The following is a 20,094-nucleotide window of genomic DNA, read 5'->3' on the forward strand; positions in this document are numbered from 1 at the left end:
CCAGCTGGCGGCAGCCGCATTGGTTGGCCGCTTCTTTGTCGTTGCGCTCGGTGATCCTATGTCTAATGGCATCGACTGCCTCGATTGCCCGTCGCATTTACTGAAAATGCGAAAAGGATTATGGCGTTGAATATCGACTAAAGGGCGAGAGTCCTTGTATGAATAAGTTAACCGCTTGTCAGAGTCTTCATCCCATAAAGAGTTCGACGCGCAATCAATCGCATAGGCTGTAGCTTTGCGTGAACATTGAAATTTGAATCAGGACAGTTTCTTGAAAACCCACGACGTTCTCAACCAGACGCCACCGATGACCGGCCTGAACGCCTATCTCGGCGATCCACTGATGATGCAGATCACCAAGCGACTGCCGCAATCCGTGCGTACGGAGCTGGAGCAGAACGGCAAATTCGTACTCTCCGGCGACGCACAAGATCTGGCCAGGCTTGCCAATATCGAGGTGCCGAAGCTCAGGACGCATGACCGCCAGGGGCATCGTATCGACGTCGTCGACTATCATCCGGCGTACCATGCGTTGATGCGCCGGTCGGTGAGCCAGGGCCTGCACTCATCCATATGGGAGGACGGCAAGCCGGAAGCCGGATCGCGGCACCAGTCGCGCGCCGCACGTTTTTACCTGACGTCGCAGCTTGAATGCGGGCATCTGTGCCCCCTGACCATGACGAGTGCCTCGCTGGCGGCATTGATGGCTGCCCCGAATCTCTATCGCGAATGGTCGCCGCTGATCCTGCCGCGCAAATATGATCCCAGCAATAAATCGCCGGCGAAGAAGACCGGGCTAACGCTTGGCATGGGGATGACCGAGAAGCAGGGCGGCACGGACGTCCACACCAACACGACAAAGGCGGAGCCGGCCGGAAGCGGGTTCTATCGCATCACCGGCCACAAATGGTTCATGTCAGCGCCGATGTCGGATGCGTTTCTGGTGTTGGCGCAGGCGCGCGAGGGGCTATCCTGCTTTCTCGTGCCCCGCATTCTCCCGGACGGCTCTTCGAACGGCTTTCGTTTTCAACGTTTGAAGGACAAACTGGGCAATCGCTCCAATGCCTCCTCGGAAGTCGAATTCGACAATGCGCTTGGCCAGATGGTCGGGAATCCCGGCGACGGCGTCAAGACAATCATCGACATGGTGACGTTGACCCGCCTCGACTGCGCGATTGCTTCGGCTGGCTTGATGCGCGCAGGCTTGGCCGAGGCCGTATACCATGCGCGGCATCGCATCGTCTTCGAAGGGCCACTGATCGACAAGCCATTGATGCTGCGGGTTCTGGCCGACATGGCGCTGGATGTCGCGGGAGCGACTGCGCTGACCCTTCGTCTGGCGCGGGCGTTCGACAATGCTGCAAAAGACCGCGGCGAGGCGGCGTTTGCGCGTGTGATGACGCCGGTTGTCAAATACTGGGTGGCGAAGATTGCGCCTGCGATGCTCTACGAGGCGATGGAGTGTCTCGGAGGCAATGGTTATATCGAAGAAGGTAATCTTACGCGCTATTACCGCGAGGCTCCTGTCAACGCGATCTGGGAAGGATCCGGCAACGTCATGGCACTCGATGTGCTGCGTGTGCTGAAACGCGGCCCGCAGCTTTTCGACGAAGTGCTCAACTGGATCGGCGCGCAACTCGGGCGCGGCGGGCAGGGCACCGTGGAAGTCCTGCGCGCTGCGATGCGAGTCGCGGAGAACGACGAAGGTGCAGCGCGCATATTGACCGAGCAACTGGCGCTCGCGGCCGCTGGTGCGGAGCTGCGGCATCTGCAGTCCGAAGATATCGCCGACGCCTTCATCGAAACCCGTCTGGGCGGACAGTGGCGCACGACCTACGGCATGCTCGATGCGCGCCACAACGCCAAGGATATTATCAGCTCGCTTTTTCCGGCGGCGGGCTGAATCATGCGGCTTCGATTAGCCCCTTGAGTACGGTTTCCAGGGTTACCTTGCCTTTCAGCGAGTTTTGCTCGCCGCCTTCGAAGTCGATCCAGCTCTCGTTGAAGCCATCGAGCATTTGAATACGTGGCATAGGGTCCTTCATTCCCTGTGCTTTGAACAGACTGGCCCATGTCTCGCGTGGGACAGCTTCGACCCGAACCGGCCGGTCGAAAATCTTGGAGAATGTGGCAGCGGCTTCGCCTGGGCTGATACGATGTTCAGCTTCGAGTTCGACGACCCGCCGTCCCTGCCATTCCTGCTGCAGAAGTTCAGCTGCCACGCGACCGACATCCGCCGTAGCAATCATTGGAAATGTTTTGTCTACCGGCTGCAGAAATGTCGAAATGACGCCGTTGTCGCGCGCGGAGGAGATGTCCCACGCGAAGTTTTCCATAAACCATCCCGGACGAAGGAAAGTCACGGGAATTTCCAGTGTACTAAGCTTTTGCTCCATCAGCGTTCTTTGTGTCAGCAGGTTCGGTTGCGTTGCCTGCGCCCCCACGGTCGAAAGAACGACTACCTTTCCCGGACGGGCTAGCTTGATCGCTTTGTAGACTGCATCAATGACAGCACGCGCCTCGGGAAAGCCGGGTGCCGGATCGAATTCCGAAGGCGGCAATATGAACACGCCGCTAGCGTCTTTGAAGGCAGCGGTGAGCGCAGTCGGATCTTCCATTTTCGCGACAGCAACTTCGCAGCCCTTCGCCGACCACGATTGACCTTTTTCAGAATTCCGCACGACAGCCCTGACTGGTTGGCCTGCCTCCAAAAGCGTGCGCGCCAGCGCTCCGCCGACCTGGCCGGTTATTCCTGTAATGGCGTACATCGAGATCTCCTGACATTGCTGGGTTTCTAGACACATCGAGACAATGTTGCCCGACGAGTATCCGCTGCCAGGATTTATAGGGGCTCTATCATTATTGCTGGAAGTGCGGTTATGTCATATCATTCATGATGTTGGATCATGAATAGAGGACAGGCAGTGAGATGGCTTTCGACGGACGCTTGGTGGCCAATGTTGGTGTGTTGGCTGCAATCGTTGAAGCTGGCAGCTTTGCCCGCGCAGCTGATGCGCTGGGGTTGTCTCCGTCGGGCGTGAGCAGAGCCGTCACGCGGCTTGAACGGAGCGTGGGTGTCCGGTTGCTCGATCGGACTACACGATCCGTCACCCTGACTGACGAGGGACGCCGGCTCTATACTGAAATTGGCCCTCTTTTGTCGGGCATCGAGGACGCCTTCACCCAAACTGCGGGATCTTCGGCTGTCGTGCGGGGCCGCCTGCGAGTCAACGTGGATGCGTTCTTTTCAAGGATGATGCTGGCTTCCCATATCGGGCGCTTTCTCGATCGCTATCCGGAAATTTCGTTGGAACTGATCACCCGCGAACAGCTAGGTGATCTCGTCGGTGAGGGCTTCGATATAGCGGTGCGCTTTGGCCAGCCGCCTGCATCCTCTCTCATCGTCCGCAAGCTGCTGGAAACGCGCACGATCACCGTGGCTTCGCCAGCATATCTGGCAAAATTCGGACGACCGATTCATCCGTTGGAACTCGCAAGTCATGAATGCATCCAGGTCCGCGATTCTCTGACCGGCGAAGCGCTCGGGGATTGGGACTACCGGCGAGCAGGAAAAATTGTGTCTGTCAAAACGGCGGGCCGATTGGTGGTCACCGAATTTGGAACAATGTTGGGTGCCTGCCTCGGTGGCGTCGGCATTGCTCGCGTCAAGTCGACAGGTGTTGAGGGTTTGCTCGACGAGGCAGTTCTTATCGAACTCTTTCCTGATTGGCAGGGCGAAACGTTTCCTCTGCACGCTTTATATCCCTCGCGTCATCTGCCGGCGGCGAAGGTTCGCGCATTTATCGACTTCGTCGCCGAGACAATCGCAACGAACTAAGTGCACGCGCTGCGTGTGCTGCCTTCTATTGTCAAAAAATCTGCTGACCCACCAAAAAAATCGCATCGGCGGCGCAGAAGGGGGCTCGCTAATGCCTTCAATTTGAATTAAATTTTTATAAATTAACCTTAACAAAAGGTTTACGTTGCGGTGAGTTTCTTAAACGATATCACTACAACCTGAAAATGCACTGCAAAAACGCAGGGTTAAGACGAAATGATTAGACCAGCTCGATCGAGGAGAAACTGAATGCGCAGCTTCCTGATTTTTTGGGCTGGGCCTCTGGGCTTCCTGTGGGGTTGGTATTTTCTCTCGCTTTATGACCTGAGCATGGGCATGTTTTTCTTCAGCCGCGAGATGCACGATCAGGTTTTCACAATTTACGGAAATATCCTGGGCATCCCGCCAGAAACGATTCCACCACTGGTTGCACGAGCCTGCATCGTCGATACCGGGCTCGTTCTGTGCCTGATAGCGTTCCGCCGTCGTCGCCAGATCATTGCCTGGGTGCAGGCCTGGCGTGCTGCACGAGCAGCAACCGCTGCGACCTATGTCGAGGAATTGCCGTCCACGTCGGCTTCCTGACGCAGGGTTTGCAGACGGTCCAATGCGCCTTGCAGGATGAAGGCGGCAGCTGCTGAATCGATCCGCTCGGCGCGCTTCTGTCTCGAAACATCCATTCCGATCAAGGCGCGCTCCGCCGCAACGGTCGACAGGCGCTCGTCCCAATAAACGAATGGCAGCTCGGTCAGTTTTTCCATATTGCGGACAAAAGCGCGGGTGGCTTGCACCCTCGGACCTTCGCTGCCATCCATATTCACCGGCAGCCCAATGACGATTGCGCCGACATTGTCAGCACTCAAAGCCTTCAACAGATCCTGTGCGTCGTGGGTGAATTTGCTGCGCCTCAGCACGGGACGGGGGTTGGCGAAAGAAAAACCGCGATCGGAAATGGCGATACCGATTGTCTTCGTACCAAGGTCAAGGCCGGCTACCGTCTTGCCATCCGCGACGTGTTCTTCGAGCTGTTCAATTGTCAGTACCGTCAATTTGATAGGTTCCGCACTTTCATGGATCGCTTTATTGTCACATACCGGCAATAGAGCCTTTCATGCCTAAATAAAACCGTTCTGCCGGAGGAAATTCGTGGACAAGGTCAAGGGGGTTGGCGAGGCCGATGCCTTTCCATCGGACGATGCCGAAGCCCGCTGGATTTGGCCCGAATTCACCCGGCCCACTGATCGAACCGCGTTTCTGCGAAACGCGGATAATTCGATCAGCGAGTTTAACAGCTTGTTGGTTTGCAAATGCAAACCAACGGCTGGGTTTCCGGCTGGCGGACACCCACCTTGTCAGGCGGCGTCGGACGATGGAAAGGCATCGGCCTCGCCACCTTCCGCGTGGATTGTCTCGCCATCCGGGAAACAGAACTGGTTCTATTTAAGCATGGAAGGCTCTAGAAGCCTATGGCGAGGGTTCACTTGCAGTTGAAGGAATATGGATATGAAGATTACCTGGCTTGGCCATTCGGCCTTTCGGATTGAAACAGCAAAAAATACCATTCTTATCGACCCGTTCCTGACCGGAAATCCCAGCGCCAAGGGCGTGGACGTGAAAGAAGCCGCGAAGGGCGTCAAACACATCATCCTGACCCACGGCCATGGCGATCATGTGGGCGACACGATTGATCTGTCGAAGGAGACAGGCGCGCTGGTGACCGGTAATGCCGATCTGGTAACGTGGCTCGGCTCCCGCGGTGTCAATCGCGTCGATCCGACCAATACGGGCGGCACGGTTTCCTATGACGGTTTCACCGTAACCTACGTCAACGCGTTGCATTCTTCCGCACAAATGACCGAAGACGGTGTTTCCCATTCGTTGGGTTCAGCCAACGGCGTTGTGCTGCATTTCGACGATGAGCCGACACTTTATCACATGGGCGATACGGACATCTTCTCCGATATGGCGCTGATCAATGAATTGCATCAGCCGGAAATCGGTATCGTTCCAATCGGTGACCGCTTCACCATGGGCGGCGCAGTTGCTGCGCTCGCGAGCCGGCGCTATTTCAAATTCAGCAAAGTCATCCCTTGCCATTACGGGTCATTTCCGATCATCGATCAGACTGCGGATAAATTCGTCGCCGGTATGGAAGGCGGGACGAGCGAAGTTATCGTCGCCAGTACGAATGAGCATTTTACGGTTTGATGCATAGTGCTACAGCACGTTCGTCAATTCACAATCCTTGGAGCGCAAGTGCGTAAACTGTTTCTGATCTCGTGTTTGCTGGTTGCCACGACGCCGGCGCACGCACAGGCCGTCGATGTCTCCGGTGCAAAAGCGCTTACCGAACTTCTGTCCAACTATCTTGGAAAGAAAGCGATCGAGAAGAATATCGTCTCGGTTGTCCCCGATGGAGACAGTTACCGCATTACCTTCAACACAGCGAGGTTGATCGAAACACTTCCCAAGCAGGATTATTTCAAGGGCGATTTCGGTGAATACAGCCTGCTGATAAAGCCTGTTGCCGACGGGTCCTGGAATGTCTCATCGACTGCGATTCCCGGTGGCTCAGTCGAGGTAACAACCCCGGAGGGGCGAGAGGCGGTTCAGTGGTCCGTTGACAATGCGAATATCAACGGAACGTTCGATCCCAAAATCGGCGCTTTCTCGAAGGCGTCGTTTTCCTATGGCGCCGTGAAAATGAACACGACAAGCCCTACCCAGGACGTCGAAGCGAGTGTCAATTCGGCCAAAGGTGAAATGCTTGGCATGGCTGCGCCATCTGGCGGTATTGATTTCAGCAGCAACCATTCCGCGACAAACTTTCTGGAAACTGTGATTGTCAAATCGCCGCCTTCAGGAGATGTCGCGACTGCCGTGCAGCCGATGAAGATCGTTCTGAGCGGCGGCCAGATCGGCGCCAATGCGGAAGGCAAGGGCCTTCGCAATCTGGAGTTTCTGGAGCTCTGGAAATTTTTCATCGCGCATGTAGACGAGACAACGCTGAAGGATCAGGAGCAGGCCGATCTGAAGGCAAAGTTCCTCGCCGCTCTGCCATTTTGGGACAAGCTTTCGGGCGCGTACCAGTTTTCCGATCTCAACGTCGAGACTCCGATTGGACCATTTGCCGCCAAGACCATGTCTCAGCAAATCGACTTCGATGGCATCAGCAAGAGCGGCGGCTATCACTATGCGTTGCGGACCAACGGTCTCAGATATCCTGCGTTGCCGATACCTGCGTGGAGCGTGCCGTTTTTGCCGACTGATGTGGAATTCGTGTTTGGTACGGAAGGTCTTGATCTCGACACGGTTGTCCGGGCAGCAGTCGCCGACATGGATTTGAGCCGTGCAAAGCCGTTTTCCGAAGAATTTGAAGCAAACACAGTTGCCGCATTCATGGCCAACCCGCCGAAGATGGTGATTAACAGGAGCTTTGTCCGTACAGTTGACACGGAGCTTTCGGTTGAAGGCGAGGTCTCGTTCACCGCTCTGAAACCGGAGAGCCACACCACTTGGGAGATGAGCAATTTCGATGCGGTTGTAGCCCGGTTGACCACGGCCTCCGAACAGGAGCCCGAAATCAAGAACTACATCGTGTTCGCCAAACTCGCCAAGGACTTCGGCACGCAGCTGCCAAACGGGCACATACAATGGATCGTCGATCAGAAATCCGACGGGTCGGTGAGCGTCAACGGGAATCCGGTAAAGGGCCCGGATCCCGTCGTCGATCCGGCAACTAACGACGACACGACGACGATGCCCGACGACCCGACGCAGGATGACAATGTGATCGTGCCTGACGACGAGGAGGACAATTCGGATCCTGCCCCGCCAGCTCCGCAATAGCACCATTTTCAAATCGTCTTGTCCGTTGCGCTTGGCCGCAACGGACACTATAGCTGCGTAATCCAAGATCCGAATTTTCAGGAATCCCGAATGTCTGTCGATATTTCCACCGTCAAACGCGTTGCGCATCTTGCCCGTATTGCCGTGAGCGAAGACGATGCGGCCCGTATGACAGGGCAGCTCAACACCATCCTCGGCTTTGTCGAACAGTTGAACGAAGTGAATGTTGATGGTGTAGAGCCGATGACGTCCGTCACCCCCATGGCGATGAAGAAGCGCCCGGACGTTGTCGACGATGGCAAAAAGGCGGCTGATATCGTTGCCAATGCACCGATCCATGAAGAGAATTTCTTCGTCGTGCCGAAAGTGGTGGAGTAAGCGGAGCGATGGCTATTTCCGTTGCCATTGAAACGCCGCTGCAGGATGACGTCAGGGCGCTGGTTAGCGATCTTAATGATCATCTTTTGCCGCTGTCGCCCATCGAGTTCCAGTTCAAGATGACTGTGGAGCAGATGGCGGGTGCAGATACGACGGTTTTCGTGGCGCGCGACGAGAATGGTGTGGCAGTCGGTTGCGGTGCTTTGAAAGACCATGGAAACCACGTTGGCGAGGTGAAGCGCATGTTCACCCGGCCGACGGTCCGAGGTCAGCGCGTCGGGTCGGCCTTGCTCGAGGCCATAACCACACTCGCCAAAGCAAAGGGTGTCACACGGCTTGTTCTCGAGACGGGCGCTGGCGAGGGATTTGCGGATGCTTACCGGCTTTACGAGCGATCCGGGTTCACGCGTTGCGGCGTCCTGCTCGACTATCCGGACTCCGAACACAGTGCATTTTACGAAAAGTGGCTGACCCTCGCGCCAGCCCAATAAGGACCAGAAAAGACTATGACCGATCTGACCGCTCTCACCATTGCCGAGGCACGCGAGCAGCTGAAAGCCAAGGCGATCACCGCCACGGAGCTGACTGGCGCTTATATCCAGGCGATCGAGAACGCAAACGACGCGCTGAACGCCTATATCGTCACCACACCGGAAAAGGCGCTGGAGATGGCGAAAGCTTCGGATGCACGCCTTGCTTCGGGCAATGCCGGAGCGCTTGAAGGCATTCCGCTTGGCATCAAGGACCTGTTCGGTACCGAAGGCATTCATACCCAGGCCGCATCGCATATCCTCGACGGATTCAAGCCACATTATGAGTCGACTGTCACGGCCAATCTCTGGGCGGATGGCGCGGTCATGCTCGGCAAGCTCAACATGGATGAATTTGCCATGGGATCGTCGAACGAGACCTCTTATTATGGCCCTGTGAAAAACCCCTGGCGCGCCAAGGGTTCCAACGCCGACCTGGTACCCGGCGGTTCCTCTGGCGGTTCGGCGGCTGCCGTTGCGGCACGTTTGTGCGCCGGTGCCACCGCAACCGATACCGGCGGTTCGATCCGCCAGCCAGCCGCCTTCACCGGCACTGTCGGCATCAAGCCGACCTATGGCCGCTGCTCGCGCTGGGGCATCGTCGCCTTCGCCTCGTCGCTCGATCAGGCCGGACCGATTGCACGCGATGTGCGTGATGCGGCGATCCTGCTCAAATCCATGGCGTCGGTTGACGCGAAGGACACAACGTCGGTCGATATCGCGGTACCGGATTACGAGTCGGCCATCGGCAAGCCGCTTGCCGGCCTCAAGATAGGCATTCCCAAGGAATACCGTGTCGACGGCATGCCGGAAGAGATAGAAAAGCTGTGGCAGCAGGGCATTGCATGGCTGAAAGACGCCGGCGCTTCGATCGTCGATATCTCGCTGCCGCACACGAAATATGCGCTGCCTGCCTATTATATCGTGGCGCCCGCCGAGGCTTCATCGAATCTTGCCCGCTATGATGGCGTGCGCTACGGTTTGCGCGTTCCCGGCAAGGACATCGTCGACATGTACGAAAGGACCCGCGCCACCGGCTTCGGCGAAGAGGTCAAGCGCCGCATCATGATCGGCACATATGTGCTTTCGGCCGGGTATTACGACGCCTACTACCTCCAGGCGCAGAAGGTGCGGAACCTGATCAAGAAGGACTTCGAGAACGTCTTCCACGCGGGTGTCGATGCGATCCTGACGCCAGCCACGCCTTCCGCGGCATTTGGCATTGCCGACCAGGACATGGCGGCGGACCCGGTCAAAATGTATCTCAACGACATCTTCACTGTCACCGTGAACATGGCGGGTCTTCCGGGGATCGCAGTTCCCGCTGGCCTCGATGCGCGCGGACTGCCGCTTGGCCTGCAGCTTATCGGGCGCCCATTCGACGAGGGAACGCTGTTCCAGACCGCCTATGTCATCGAACAAGCGGCAGGCAAGTTCAACGCTCCGAAATGGTGGTAACTTAAGCGGGATGTCCTCATTTCGCATCAGACCTGCAGCAGAGGCCGACATTGCAGCCATTGCCGCGGTCGGCGCACGCGCTTGGGCGTCCAACGTTTTTTCGTTCGAACCCGAATTGCCCGGCATGCGAATGCATGTCGAAAAGGCATTCCGCGCGTTCGCGGATTCGTCCTATAGAAATGTTCTGGTGGGTGAACTGGACAACGTCGTGCTTGGCTGGGGCGCACGGGAAGAGGACAACGACTACATCTCCGATCTGTGGGTTGATCCCGTCGTCCAGGGCCAAGGGATCGGTTCGGCAATTCTCCGAACCTTGATGTCCAATATTCGCGATGCGGGGTATTTGCGTGCGCGTATCAGCACCCATGCGCGCAATGTAAAGGCCATCCGGCTCTATGAGCGCGAAGGCTTCACTGTCATCGAACGGGGGGCGGAGTGGTCAACAAGCCTTGAGCGAGAGATGGACAAGGTAAAAATGCTGGCGGAGCTGAGATAGCATGTTCTTCACTCTGTCCAAAATCCTCTGGTTCTTCGCCGAGCCGCTGAATTTCTCCATATTGCTAATCGGTCTGACGTTTTTTCTGATGCTGCTGGCTTGGCGGCGTTTCGCTCTGGTGACGGCGGCTGGTGCGTTTCTGATCCTCGGGCTTGGCGCATGGACGTCGGTGGGTGCGCTGATGATGCATCCGCTTGAGGACCGCTTTCAGCGCCCGACATCGTTGCCGGAAAAGATCGACGGGATCATCGTACTTGGCGGCGGCCTCGAGGGCGGTGTGAATCTTGTTCGCGGCGGCTATGAGATGAACTCCAGCGGCGACCGGTTTGTCGAGGCGGCTGTTCTCGCAGCGCGCCATCCGCAAGCCAAGGTCGTCGTGACCGGTGGATCGGGTAATTTGTTGCTCAAGGGCGAGGGCGATGGTGTGACGGCACCCCGTTTGCTGACGGCGCTCGGCATCGCTCCGGATCGGCTGATCATGGAAAGCCAGTCGCGCAACACCTACGAAAATGCGGTTTTCACGAAGGAAATGGTGAAGCCGAAGCCTGGCGAAATTTGGGTGCTGATTACGTCGGCATTCCATATGCCGCGCTCCATGGGAATTTTTCGCACGGCCGGATTCGATGTCGTGCCTTGGCCCTCCGACTACCGGACTTCAGGTGATGAAGGCACAGGCGTTACGCATGACAATCCGCAGGATTCGCTGCAAAATCTGTCGATAGCGCTAAGAGAATGGGTGGGACTGGTCGCCTACCGCCTGACGGGGCGGACGGGCGAACTTTTGCCATCGCCATGAAACAGGTGGACGTCCTCATCATAGGAGCTGGCGCCGCAGGCATGATGTGCGCCATTGAGGCAGGCAAGCGCGGCCGCTCGGTGCTTATTGTCGACCACGCCGCCGCGCCCGGCGAAAAGATCCGCATATCGGGCGGCGGCCGCTGCAATTTCACCAATCTCAATGCGGCACCACAGAACTTTATCAGCAAGAATCCGCATTTTTGCATTTCGGCCCTGCGACGCTACACACAGCGCGACTTTATCGGTCTAGTTGATCGCCATGGCATTGCCTGGCATGAAAAGACGCTTGGTCAACTCTTTTGCGATGGTTCGGCAAAACAGATCATCGATATGCTGGTCGCGGAAATGAAGCGGGCCAGGGTTGAGCTCCGCTTGCGTACAACGGTCGATGCTGTCGCGAAATCAGGCGATACGTTTGAACTCGATCTGTCGGGTGAACGCGTACGGTGTTCGTCCCTCGTGGTTGCTTGCGGCGGAAAATCCATACCGAAAATGGGTGCAACCGGTTTTGGGTACGAGATCGCCAAACAATTCGGAGTTGCACTCACCGAGACACGGCCGGCGCTGGTGCCGCTGACCTTTGACGAAAACACGCTTGTTCCGCTGAAGCCCTTGTCTGGCATTTCCGTCGATGCGGTTGTGAGTCACGGCAAAACCAAGTTCAATGAGGCCATGCTCTTCACCCATCGCGGTCTGAGCGGCCCTTCCATCCTGCAGATTTCATCCTATTGGCGGGAAGGCGATGTGATTTCGGTTGCCATGCTTCCAGGAGTCAAAGTGTTCGACGCCCTGAGCGCTGCGCGTTCCCGCAACGGCCGGCAGGCGCTGCAGACAGCGCTTGGTGAACTATTGCCAAAACGTCTGGCACAGCTGATCGCCGAAAACAGCGGGATAGAAACGCATCTGGCTGACCTTTCTGACAAACAGCTTCTTGCGGTAGAAAAATCGGTCAACGAATGGCAAGTCAGGCCAGCAGGTTCCGAAGGCTACCGAACGGCAGAGGTGACGCTCGGCGGTGTCGATACGGATATGCTTGACCAGAAAACGATGGAAACCAGATCCACCAAAGGTCTTTATTTTATCGGTGAGGTCGTCGATGTCACGGGTTGGCTCGGCGGCTATAATTTCCAATGGGCATGGTCATCGGGTTGGGTGGCAGGGCAATCGGTCTAGGAGGGCGATTGTCGGTTTCAATCGTGAACTCCATGGTTATCATTACCGGATGAAAGGATGATCTCGGGAGGAGGAACTCATGACAATTCTGGGAAGTTTGCCATTGTGGCGCGATCAAATTCGAAATCAGTGAGGCGCCGACCATTGTAACGGCGTGCACCTGTACCTTCTGCACAAAACGCGGCGCGCTCTGGGCGTATTTTCAGCCGGAAGAGGTGAAGCTTTCGGTAACGCCGGAGGCCGATACAGCATATTCGCGCAATGGCATGAACAAGCATCATCATTGCAACGTCTGCGGTTGCGGGACATTTTCACAAGTGCCGACATGGATTGACTACAAGCCGGATTTCAACAAGCCACGGATCAGCGTCAACGTTCGTCTCTTCGACAATTTCGATACAGGTTCGTTACCGGTGGAAACGCTGGACGGGAGAAATCTCTGGTAAGTCATTGCCTCGGCGAGGGAATCCTGCTTCCTTGGTTTGCGACCTAACGTTCGTTGCAAGCAGGGAGGTACGGCCATGTGGATCAATCTGACTGACGTCAATGGCGATCACATTACACTTAACTTCGCTCACGTCGTCTCTTTCAACCCGTATGGAACAGGGACCCACATTGTGACAACCACGGCGGGGTTAACGTTCTTCGTGAAGGAAACCACCGAAGAAATTCAGCGCAAAGTCGGAATTACGACCAGTTAGGCAATACGTACTGTTTCGGCGAAGAGAGGGGCAGTGGAGGTCCTTGCGACCGCTCATTGCCTTAAGATCGTAAAGAAAATCACTCTTCCGTGCGTTGCCCAAACCCCACAATTGGTATTTATATTGTGAACACGCGCGGGTTGTCCTTGCCTTTGTCACATTTGTCGCTCAATTGCGTCAACGAGTTACCGGCATTGCACTATTCAATTGCCGGACCGGGAAGACCTTCGGGATTGGTGTCTTCCACGATGCAATCTGCATGATCTGCTCATGCATTGGTAACGCACATGCCAACAGGTGAAATGGGTTCCGGATACAAATGATACGCTTGATCGGATATTTTTTCGGAATCGGCACTGTCATGGCGCTTCTGGGAGCGGGTGCCGTCGCGCTCTACGTGGTCAACATGTCAAAAGACCTGCCCGACTACGAAGTGCTGGCTAAGTATGAGCCGCCGGTCATGACACGTGTTCATTCTTCCGACGGTTCGTTGATGGCTGAATTCGCACGCCAACGCCGGCTCTATTTGCCGATCCAGGCAGTTCCCGATCGCGTCAAGGCAGCATTTATCTCGGCTGAAGACAAGAATTTCTACCAGCATCCCGGTGTGGATATCGCTGGTCTTACCCGTGCAGTCATCACCAATGTCCAGAATTGGGGCTCACGCCGCCCGGTTGGCGCATCGACGATTACACAGCAGGTTGCAAAGAACTTCCTCCTGAGCAACGACCAGACGATCGGACGCAAGGTCAAGGAGGCGATTCTTTCCTTTCGTATCGAACAGGCCTATTCCAAGGATCGTATTCTCGAACTCTATCTGAATGAGATTTTCTTCGGCTTGAACTCCTACGGTATCGCCGGGGCTGCGCTGACTTACTACAACAAATCGGTCAATGAACTGACCGTAGCCGAAGCCGCTTACCTCGCAGCGCTGCCCAAGGGGCCATCGAATTACCACCCGTTCCGGCAGCCGGATCGGGCCGTCGAACGCCGTAATTGGGTGATCGACCGCATGGCTGAAAATGGCTATGTGACCGCCGAGGAAGCAAAAGTAGCCAAGGCGGAACCGCTTGGCGTCACGCCGCGTCACACGGGCAATTATCTCTTTGCTTCCGAATATTTCACGGAAGAAGTCCGGCGTCAGATCATCGCCCGCTATGGCGAAAATGCGCTTTACGAGGGCGGCCTGTCGGTTCGTACAACGCTCGATCCGAAAATGCAGGTGCAGGCGCGCGCAGCGTTGCAGCACGGCCTTTTCAAATACGATGAAGCGCGAGGCTATCGCGGCGCCTACAAGACCATTTCGACGAATGGCGACTGGGGCATTCCCCTTTCCGAGATAAAAGCGTTTTCCGATGTTCCCGACTGGCAGTTGGCCGTCGTGCTTGAGGTGACGCCGGAGCAGGCCACCATCGGGCTACAGCCGGAGCGGGACGCATCGGACAAACTTGTCACTGAACGCAAGAAAGGCACTATTGCAGCGGCGGATATCAAATGGGCTTTCCGCCTTCTCACTGATGAAAAGCGCACGACTGCCAAGTCGCTGGAGAGTGTTTTCAACGTTGGTGACGTGATCTTCGTGCAGAAGAAAGAGGGCAGCGACACCGAATTCGATCTGCATCAGGTGCCGAAAATCGAAGGTGGCGCGGTGGCGATGGACCCGCATACGGGGCGTGTGCTTGCCATGGTCGGCGGTTTCTCCTTTGCCGAGTCCGAATTCAACCGCGCAACGCAGGCGATGCGTCAGCCGGGCTCGTCGTTCAAACCTTTCGTCTACTCCGCCGCGCTCGACAACGGCTACACACCGGCGTCGGTTGTGCTCGATGGGCCTATCTCCGTCGATCAGGGCGGTAGTCTTGGAATCTGGGCGCCGAAGAACTACGGCGGCAAATTCGCTGGGCCGTCGACATTGCGCTACGGTATCGAGCAATCGCGCAATCTGATGACTGTGCGACTGGCACAGGACATGGGCATGAAACTTGTGGCCGAGTATGCCGAGCGGTTCGGTATTTACGACAAGATGCTGCCGGTTCTCGCCATGGCACTCGGCTCCGGCGAAACGACGGTTCTGCGCATGGTCACGGGTTACTCGATCATTGCAAATGGTGGTCGCAAGATAACCCCGTCGATGATCGACCGGATTCAGGACCGCTATGGCAAGACGATTTTCAAGCACGACGAACGCAAGTGCGATAATTGTTCGGCGGACGAGTGGAAAAATCAGCCGGAGCCAGAGCTGATCGACGATCGTGATCAGGTGCTCGATCCGATGACCGCCTACCAGATCACGTCCATGATGGAAGGCGTGGTTCAGCGTGGGACTGCGACGATCCTGAAAAGCCTTAATCGTCCGATTGCCGGCAAGACCGGAACCACCAACGATGAAAAAGACGCCTGGTTCATCGGGTTCACGCCGGATCTGGTCTTCGGTGTCTACCTTGGATATGACAACCCTTCGCCTATGGGGCACGGTTTTACCGGTAGTGGTCTCGCGGCACCGGTGTTCAAGGACTTTGCCGAAGCTGCGCTTCAGGGGCAGCGCTCCGTCGATTTCCGCGTACCGGAGGGCATGGCCGTCCTCCCGATCGACCGCAAAACAGGCATGCGGGCATCGCCTGGTGGTCCAAATGTGATCATGGAAGCCTTCAAGCCGGGCACAGGACCTGCCGACAGCTATTCCGTCATCGGCATGGACACGTTCTCTGAAGGCTCGCCTGTGGGCGTGCAGTCTCCGAACGTCAATCGGGCGATACAAGGCGGCGGCGGCGGCCTCTTCTAGGTGCATTGCCATTCATGCCAGGACGGCCTGCAAATGGCGTTTTTCTGCGCTCCAGTGCTCATGTACGAGAATGTACACTTCGCTCTGGTGCTCGAAAACCACCATTTTCGGCTCGTCCTGACCTGAATTTCAACACACCCTGAACCAATCGCTTCCCGCCAATCTCAGCACTTTACATCGAGCGGACCAGTCAATATGGTCCGCCGAAATTTGAGCATTAAGAAGGAACTGATTGCCGATGCGCGCCGAAATCGAGACCCTCGTCGATGAGATCAAGCAGGCCATAAGCCTGCTGAGGAGGCATCTTTGACTGGGATACATCAATTAAACGCCTGGGCTATCTGAACCAGCTCGCCGAAGATCCATCCCTCTGGAACGACGCGCAGGAAGCGCAGAAGCTGATGCGCGAACGCCAGCAGCTGGAAGACGGCATCAACTCGATTCGCACGCTGACGCAGTCTCTCGAGGACAATGTCGAACTCATCGCCATGGGCGAGGAAGAGGACGACAAGTCGATCGTGACGGAGGCAGAAGAGAATATCCGCGCGATCAAACAGGAAGTCGACCGCCGCCAGATCGATACGTTGCTCTCTGGCGAAGCCGACGCAAACGACACGTATCTCGAAGTACATTCGGGCGCCGGAGGTACGGAAAGCCAGGACTGGGCGAACATGCTCCTGCGCATGTACACGCGTTGGGCAGAGCGTAAGGGCATGAAAGTCGAGCTGCTCGAAGTCCACAACGGCGAAGAAGCTGGCATCAAATCTGCCACCATCCTGGTCAAAGGGCACAATGCTTACGGACTTTTGAAGACCGAATCCGGCGTACACCGGCTCGTGCGTATTTCGCCCTACGATTCCAATGCGCGCAGACACACGTCGTTTTCGAGCATCTGGGTCTATCCGGTCGTCGATGACAATATCGATATCGCCGTTACGGAAGCGGACGTCCGTATCGATACGTATCGCGCATCCGGTGCCGGTGGCCAGCACGTCAACACCACCGACTCGGCGGTTCGTATCACGCATATCGCCACGGGTATTGTCGTGCAGTGCCAGGCAGAGCGTTCACAGCACAAGAACCGCGCGACGGCCTGGTCGATGTTGCGCGCTCGTCTTTACGAGGCGGAACTGGAAAAGCGTGAACAGGCCGCGGATGCGATTTCAGCCTCCAAGACCGATATCGGCTGGGGACACCAGATCCGCTCCTACGTGTTGCAACCCTACCAGCTGGTGAAGGATTTGCGCACCGGCGTTGAAAGCACAAGCCCGCAGGATGTACTCGACGGCGATGTCGATAAGTTCATGGAGGCCGCTCTGGCCCACCGCGTGCACGGATCGGATGTCGAAGTCGAAGACATCACATAACTATCACCTCAAAAAAATAGATTGCAACTTCTGGGAAGTGGTATGATTTAATCCTACCACGTATATTTTTCTTGGAGGTTGGAAAATGGCTGCTGCCGAAAAACGCACGTTCAGTCTGCCTAGCGAGCAAGCCCGTTATATAGACAAGCTTGTCAGATCGGGCACTTATGCCACGAGCAGCGAGGTCATTCGAGCTGGTTTGCGCGCATTGCAAGAGCGTGATGCCGCTGTGGAGCGATGGCTCCGTGAGGAAGTGGTGCCCGTGACCGCAAAAATGCAGGCAAACCCAGAGAGTGCCATTTCCATCGACGACGTTTTCAATGGAATCCGTCGTTTGCACGCGCAACAGCTGAAGGGTGATAGTGACACATAGGGTGCTATTCTCGCCTCAAGCCAACATTGATCTGCGCGAACTTTATCTTTACATCGCCGCGGACGCTGGCCGTGCCCGAGCCATCGCTTATCTGGAGCGGATTGAAATCTATTGCCGAGGCTTCGCAAACTTTCCGGAAAGAGGAATGAAGCGTGACGACCTGTGGCCCGGTCTGCGTGTTGTCGGATTTGAACGGCGCGTGACGATCGCATTTCATTTCGACACTGACACTGTGACTTTTGACAGAATCTTGTATGGCGGTCGCGATCTGCCCAACCAGGTGGAACAAGACTAAAGTTCGGCTGCCAGCTTTCGGCCAATCGCCAGATACCCGACAGGATTGACCGGGCTGCCGTTTCTGCGAACTTCATAATGCAGATGCGGGCCCGTCGAGCGGCCAGTACTGCCGACCTTGCCGATCGTATCGCCAAGTTTCACGCGCTGGCCGACGCTTACCAGAATCAGACTCAAATGGCCATAACGCGTTGTAAGTCCGTTGCCGTGGTCGACCTCGACCATATTGCCATAGCCGCCAGTATAATCGGCGGCGGTCACCGTTCCGTTGGCGGTGGCATGCACCGAGCTTCCCGATATGGCGCGAAAATCCATGCCGGAATGAAACGCGATCATTCCCAGAAGCGGGTCGGCGCGTGAACCAAAGGGGCTCGAAACCGGCATACCGGGAACCGGATTAGCGATAGGAACGGATTTTGCGAGGCTCTTGGCGCTCTCGAGCCGCTGTACCGCCTCATCGAGATCGGCAAATTTTGTGTCGAAACCGGACGTCGGACTTGTGCTTGCCAGCAGCAATGGTCCACCCGTACCGGCATTCTCATCGTCAGGGACCTGTTTCACGCCGGCCGCAGCCAAGGCGTCCATAATCCTGTCGGCGCTCTCATAGGCGGTGTTGGAGAGCTTCTGCATTTGCTGAGTCTGCCGGGATTCTATCCCGGTTAAGGAATGATCGACGGATTTGAGCAGAAGCTCGGCCTTGTCCACGCTGGTTTTGGCCTTGTCGGGGCGAGGCTCCGGCTTGCGTGTTGAAGTCGTTGGTCCCGTAATGATTGGATCGATGCCGTAAAAACCTTGTGCTTCATCGGAATTCACCACGTCCTGACCGTCACTCTCCATCGAAAGAGCATTGGCAGCGTCTCCCGGCAATACGGCCCCGGCTTTTTCAGCCCGCTGCAGCACCGGCGCAAGCTTGTCATGCCGCTCGCTCAGTGCCCTTTGCCGTTGAATGAGGTCACTGACTTTGCCGTCCATCAATTTCTGGTCAAGCAATTGCCGGCTTGTGACACGATCGAGTTGAATGCGCAGGGCAGCTATCCGGTCTTCATAGGCCTGCTGCAGGCGAGCCTGACGGGCAACGCTGCCGGTTATCAGATCATCGCGGAAGACCAGATAGGATGTCGCGAGGAGATAGCTGCCGGCAAAGCCAAGGGCGAGGGTGCCACCCAGAAGTGCCATCCACGGCTTGATGGTGAAATGCCGGATGGTTTCGCCCCGCGCGATGATAATCGTGTGGGGCTCTTTTGTGCTGCCGAAGATGCTGGAATTTATAGGCTTCTTCATTGCGGCTACGCTCGTTGATTTGCAGCTTCAATTTATACAGCGATTACACTCTGTTAGGGTTAACAAATCCTGACAACTGCACTGTATTTCAATCAAATTGCAGCTAAAACGGGCAAATTATGCTTCAAGAGCCTTGGTCGCTTCGAGCACTTCGGCCGCATGTCCCGGAACTTTTACCTTGTTCCAGATTTTGGCGATCTTGCCAGCCGAATCGATCAGGTATGTCGTCCGTTCTACGCCCATATATTTCCGGCCATACATGCTCTTCTCAACCCAAAGACCGTAGGCTTCGATGATTGCCTTGTCTTCGTCGGCAACGAGATCAACCTTCAAATCGTGTTTTGTCTTGAACTTGTCGTGTTTTTTGACGGGGTCCGGCGACATTCCGATGACCTTCGCACCAAGCTTTTCAAACTGCGGTCTGAGACCGGAAAATTCGATCGCTTCCTGGGTGCAGCCGCTCGTGTCGTCTTTAGGATAGAAATAGAGAATGACAGGCTTTCCGCGCAGGCCCGACAGGGTGATCGTACCGCCACCATCACGAGGCAAGGTGAAGTCCGGCGGGGTGCTGCCGATATCCAAAATAGTCATAGGAATGCCTTTCTTTGATGATTGAACGCGAACGCTACTTACGCAATTATAGAGAGGTGCGGGAATCGTCTACGGTTTCCCAATTGATTCCTCAATTGGCTTTGGAATTTGACAGAGAAACCGAAAAGAGTCCGCTTTACCAAGCGGGACTTCACGAAACTGCACCAATATCCTTCTGCTTGCGAGCA

Annotated in this window: 21 protein-coding genes and 1 pseudogene; 18 read left to right on the forward strand and 4 right to left on the reverse strand. The window is 56.1% G+C overall.

The features are described 5' to 3' along the window. The first annotated feature begins 271 nt into the window (after window positions 1-271). Complete coding sequence (locus C7476_RS07930) at window positions 272-1,903, forward strand: acyl-CoA dehydrogenase family protein (RefSeq protein WP_114429479.1); 1,632 nt, start codon at window positions 272-274, stop codon at window positions 1,901-1,903. Between the two features lies 1 nt (window position 1,904). Here C7476_RS07930 and C7476_RS07935 read toward each other — a convergent pair whose 3' ends face one another. Next, complete coding sequence (locus C7476_RS07935; RefSeq protein ID WP_114429330.1) at window positions 1,905-2,768, reverse strand: NmrA family NAD(P)-binding protein; 864 nt, start codon at window positions 2,766-2,768, stop codon at window positions 1,905-1,907. 161 nt (window positions 2,769-2,929) lie between these two features. On the opposite strand from C7476_RS07935, the gene C7476_RS07940 reads away from it, so the two are divergent. After that, entirely contained in the window at window positions 2,930-3,838 is a 909-nt protein-coding gene (locus C7476_RS07940) for a LysR family transcriptional regulator (protein WP_114429331.1), read from the forward strand. 249 nt (window positions 3,839-4,087) lie between these two features. After that, complete coding sequence (locus tag C7476_RS07945; protein ID WP_112530923.1) at window positions 4,088-4,423, forward strand: DUF6105 family protein; 336 nt, start codon at window positions 4,088-4,090, stop codon at window positions 4,421-4,423. On the opposite strand, the gene ruvX is transcribed toward C7476_RS07945, so the two are convergent. Beyond that, window positions 4,387-4,887, reverse strand: a complete 501-nt coding sequence (gene ruvX, locus C7476_RS07950) for a Holliday junction resolvase RuvX (protein ID WP_112530924.1) — start codon at window positions 4,885-4,887, stop codon at window positions 4,387-4,389. The two genes, C7476_RS07945 and ruvX, sit on opposite strands and share 37 nt — an antisense overlap. A 454-nt stretch (window positions 4,888-5,341) precedes the next feature. Between ruvX and C7476_RS07960 the strand changes: the two genes are divergently transcribed. From C7476_RS07960 to C7476_RS08025, 15 genes and pseudogenes are all read left to right on the forward strand, one after another. After that, window positions 5,342-6,046: a metal-dependent hydrolase gene (locus tag C7476_RS07960; RefSeq protein WP_114429333.1), complete on the forward strand. Its 705-nt coding sequence runs from the start codon at window positions 5,342-5,344 to the stop codon at window positions 6,044-6,046. A gap of 48 nt (window positions 6,047-6,094) precedes the next feature. Further along, window positions 6,095-7,687 (forward strand): lysozyme inhibitor LprI family protein, encoded by a 1,593-nt coding sequence (locus C7476_RS07965; RefSeq protein WP_114429334.1) that lies wholly within the window; start codon window positions 6,095-6,097, stop codon window positions 7,685-7,687. Window positions 7,688-7,777: 90 nt separating this feature from the next. Further along, complete coding sequence (gene gatC / locus C7476_RS07970) at window positions 7,778-8,065, forward strand: Asp-tRNA(Asn)/Glu-tRNA(Gln) amidotransferase subunit GatC (protein ID WP_114429335.1); 288 nt, start codon at window positions 7,778-7,780, stop codon at window positions 8,063-8,065. Window positions 8,066-8,073: 8 nt separating this feature from the next. Further along, the gene (locus tag C7476_RS07975) at window positions 8,074-8,556 is read left to right on the forward strand and encodes a GNAT family N-acetyltransferase (protein ID WP_114429336.1); all 483 of its coding nucleotides are present in this window, start codon (window positions 8,074-8,076) and stop codon (window positions 8,554-8,556) included. 15 nt (window positions 8,557-8,571) lie between these two features. Next, window positions 8,572-10,053 (forward strand): Asp-tRNA(Asn)/Glu-tRNA(Gln) amidotransferase subunit GatA, encoded by a 1,482-nt coding sequence (gene gatA, locus C7476_RS07980; RefSeq protein WP_114429337.1) that lies wholly within the window; start codon window positions 8,572-8,574, stop codon window positions 10,051-10,053. 10 nt (window positions 10,054-10,063) lie between these two features. Beyond that, a complete protein-coding gene (locus C7476_RS07985) occupies window positions 10,064-10,549 on the forward strand; it encodes a GNAT family N-acetyltransferase (protein WP_181872380.1) in 486 nt (161 codons plus the stop codon). A gap of 1 nt (window position 10,550) precedes the next feature. Beyond that, window positions 10,551-11,345, forward strand: coding sequence for a YdcF family protein (locus C7476_RS07990; protein WP_114429339.1), 795 nt, complete (start codon window positions 10,551-10,553; stop codon window positions 11,343-11,345). Further along, window positions 11,342-12,520: a BaiN/RdsA family NAD(P)/FAD-dependent oxidoreductase gene (locus tag C7476_RS07995; protein ID WP_114429340.1), complete on the forward strand. Its 1,179-nt coding sequence runs from the start codon at window positions 11,342-11,344 to the stop codon at window positions 12,518-12,520. Before C7476_RS07990 ends, C7476_RS07995 begins: the two co-directional genes overlap by 4 nt. Window positions 12,521-12,663: 143 nt before the next feature. Continuing rightward, window positions 12,664-12,777, forward strand: a pseudogene (locus C7476_RS29600) (GFA family protein); the annotation flags it as partial. Window positions 12,778-12,837: 60 nt separating this feature from the next. Further along, a complete protein-coding gene (locus C7476_RS29360; RefSeq protein ID WP_425373956.1) occupies window positions 12,838-12,966 on the forward strand; it encodes a hypothetical protein in 129 nt (42 codons plus the stop codon). A 75-nt stretch (window positions 12,967-13,041) separates the two neighbouring features. After that, the gene (locus tag C7476_RS08005; RefSeq protein ID WP_112530935.1) at window positions 13,042-13,221 is read left to right on the forward strand and encodes a hypothetical protein; all 180 of its coding nucleotides are present in this window, start codon (window positions 13,042-13,044) and stop codon (window positions 13,219-13,221) included. A 319-nt stretch (window positions 13,222-13,540) separates the two neighbouring features. Then, window positions 13,541-16,000: a penicillin-binding protein 1A gene (locus C7476_RS08010; RefSeq protein WP_114429341.1), complete on the forward strand. Its 2,460-nt coding sequence runs from the start codon at window positions 13,541-13,543 to the stop codon at window positions 15,998-16,000. A gap of 238 nt (window positions 16,001-16,238) precedes the next feature. Further along, a protein-coding gene (gene prfB, locus C7476_RS08015) for a peptide chain release factor 2 (protein ID WP_114429342.1) occupies window positions 16,239-17,367 on the forward strand; the annotation gives its coding sequence in 2 pieces (ribosomal slippage) (window positions 16,239-16,307 and window positions 16,309-17,367; 1,128 coding nt in all). Between the two features lie 85 nt (window positions 17,368-17,452). Beyond that, window positions 17,453-17,740: a type II toxin-antitoxin system ParD family antitoxin gene (locus C7476_RS08020; RefSeq protein ID WP_114429343.1), complete on the forward strand. Its 288-nt coding sequence runs from the start codon at window positions 17,453-17,455 to the stop codon at window positions 17,738-17,740. Continuing rightward, complete coding sequence (locus tag C7476_RS08025) at window positions 17,730-18,035, forward strand: type II toxin-antitoxin system RelE/ParE family toxin (protein ID WP_114429344.1); 306 nt, start codon at window positions 17,730-17,732, stop codon at window positions 18,033-18,035. The genes C7476_RS08020 and C7476_RS08025 overlap by 11 nt, the downstream gene beginning before the upstream one ends. On the opposite strand, the gene C7476_RS08030 is transcribed toward C7476_RS08025, so the two are convergent. Both C7476_RS08030 and C7476_RS08035 read right to left on the reverse strand, forming a co-directional pair. Continuing rightward, the gene (locus C7476_RS08030; protein WP_114429345.1) at window positions 18,032-19,315 is read right to left on the reverse strand and encodes a M23 family metallopeptidase; all 1,284 of its coding nucleotides are present in this window, start codon (window positions 19,313-19,315) and stop codon (window positions 18,032-18,034) included. The genes C7476_RS08025 and C7476_RS08030 overlap by 4 nt on opposite strands. Window positions 19,316-19,432: 117 nt before the next feature. Next, window positions 19,433-19,906, reverse strand: a complete 474-nt coding sequence (locus tag C7476_RS08035) for a peroxiredoxin (RefSeq protein WP_114429346.1) — start codon at window positions 19,904-19,906, stop codon at window positions 19,433-19,435. Between the last annotated feature and the right edge of the window lie 188 nt (window positions 19,907-20,094).

The sequence above is a fragment of the Phyllobacterium bourgognense genome (assembly GCF_003337575.1).
Classification (GTDB): Bacteria; Pseudomonadota; Alphaproteobacteria; order Rhizobiales; family Rhizobiaceae; genus Phyllobacterium; species Phyllobacterium bourgognense.

Coding starts and splice junctions, on each gene's coding strand:
- C7476_RS07935 (WP_114429330.1), bottom strand. CDS start 2,768: ATGTACGCCATTACAGGAATAACCGGCCAGGTCGGCGGAGCGCTGGCG.
- C7476_RS07940 (WP_114429331.1), top strand. CDS start 2,930: ATGGCTTTCGACGGACGCTTGGTGGCCAATGTTGGTGTGTTGGCTGCA.
- C7476_RS07945 (WP_112530923.1), top strand. CDS start 4,088: ATGCGCAGCTTCCTGATTTTTTGGGCTGGGCCTCTGGGCTTCCTGTGG.
- C7476_RS07960 (WP_114429333.1), top strand. CDS start 5,342: ATGAAGATTACCTGGCTTGGCCATTCGGCCTTTCGGATTGAAACAGCA.
- gatC (WP_114429335.1), top strand. CDS start 7,778: ATGTCTGTCGATATTTCCACCGTCAAACGCGTTGCGCATCTTGCCCGT.
- C7476_RS07975 (WP_114429336.1), top strand. CDS start 8,074: ATGGCTATTTCCGTTGCCATTGAAACGCCGCTGCAGGATGACGTCAGG.
- gatA (WP_114429337.1), top strand. CDS start 8,572: ATGACCGATCTGACCGCTCTCACCATTGCCGAGGCACGCGAGCAGCTG.
- C7476_RS07985 (WP_181872380.1), top strand. CDS start 10,064: ATGTCCTCATTTCGCATCAGACCTGCAGCAGAGGCCGACATTGCAGCC.
- C7476_RS07990 (WP_114429339.1), top strand. CDS start 10,551: ATGTTCTTCACTCTGTCCAAAATCCTCTGGTTCTTCGCCGAGCCGCTG.
- C7476_RS07995 (WP_114429340.1), top strand. CDS start 11,342: ATGAAACAGGTGGACGTCCTCATCATAGGAGCTGGCGCCGCAGGCATG.
- C7476_RS08005 (WP_112530935.1), top strand. CDS start 13,042: ATGTGGATCAATCTGACTGACGTCAATGGCGATCACATTACACTTAAC.
- C7476_RS08010 (WP_114429341.1), top strand. CDS start 13,541: ATGATACGCTTGATCGGATATTTTTTCGGAATCGGCACTGTCATGGCG.
- C7476_RS08020 (WP_114429343.1), top strand. CDS start 17,453: ATGGCTGCTGCCGAAAAACGCACGTTCAGTCTGCCTAGCGAGCAAGCC.
- C7476_RS08030 (WP_114429345.1), bottom strand. CDS start 19,315: ATGAAGAAGCCTATAAATTCCAGCATCTTCGGCAGCACAAAAGAGCCC.
- C7476_RS08035 (WP_114429346.1), bottom strand. CDS start 19,906: ATGACTATTTTGGATATCGGCAGCACCCCGCCGGACTTCACCTTGCCT.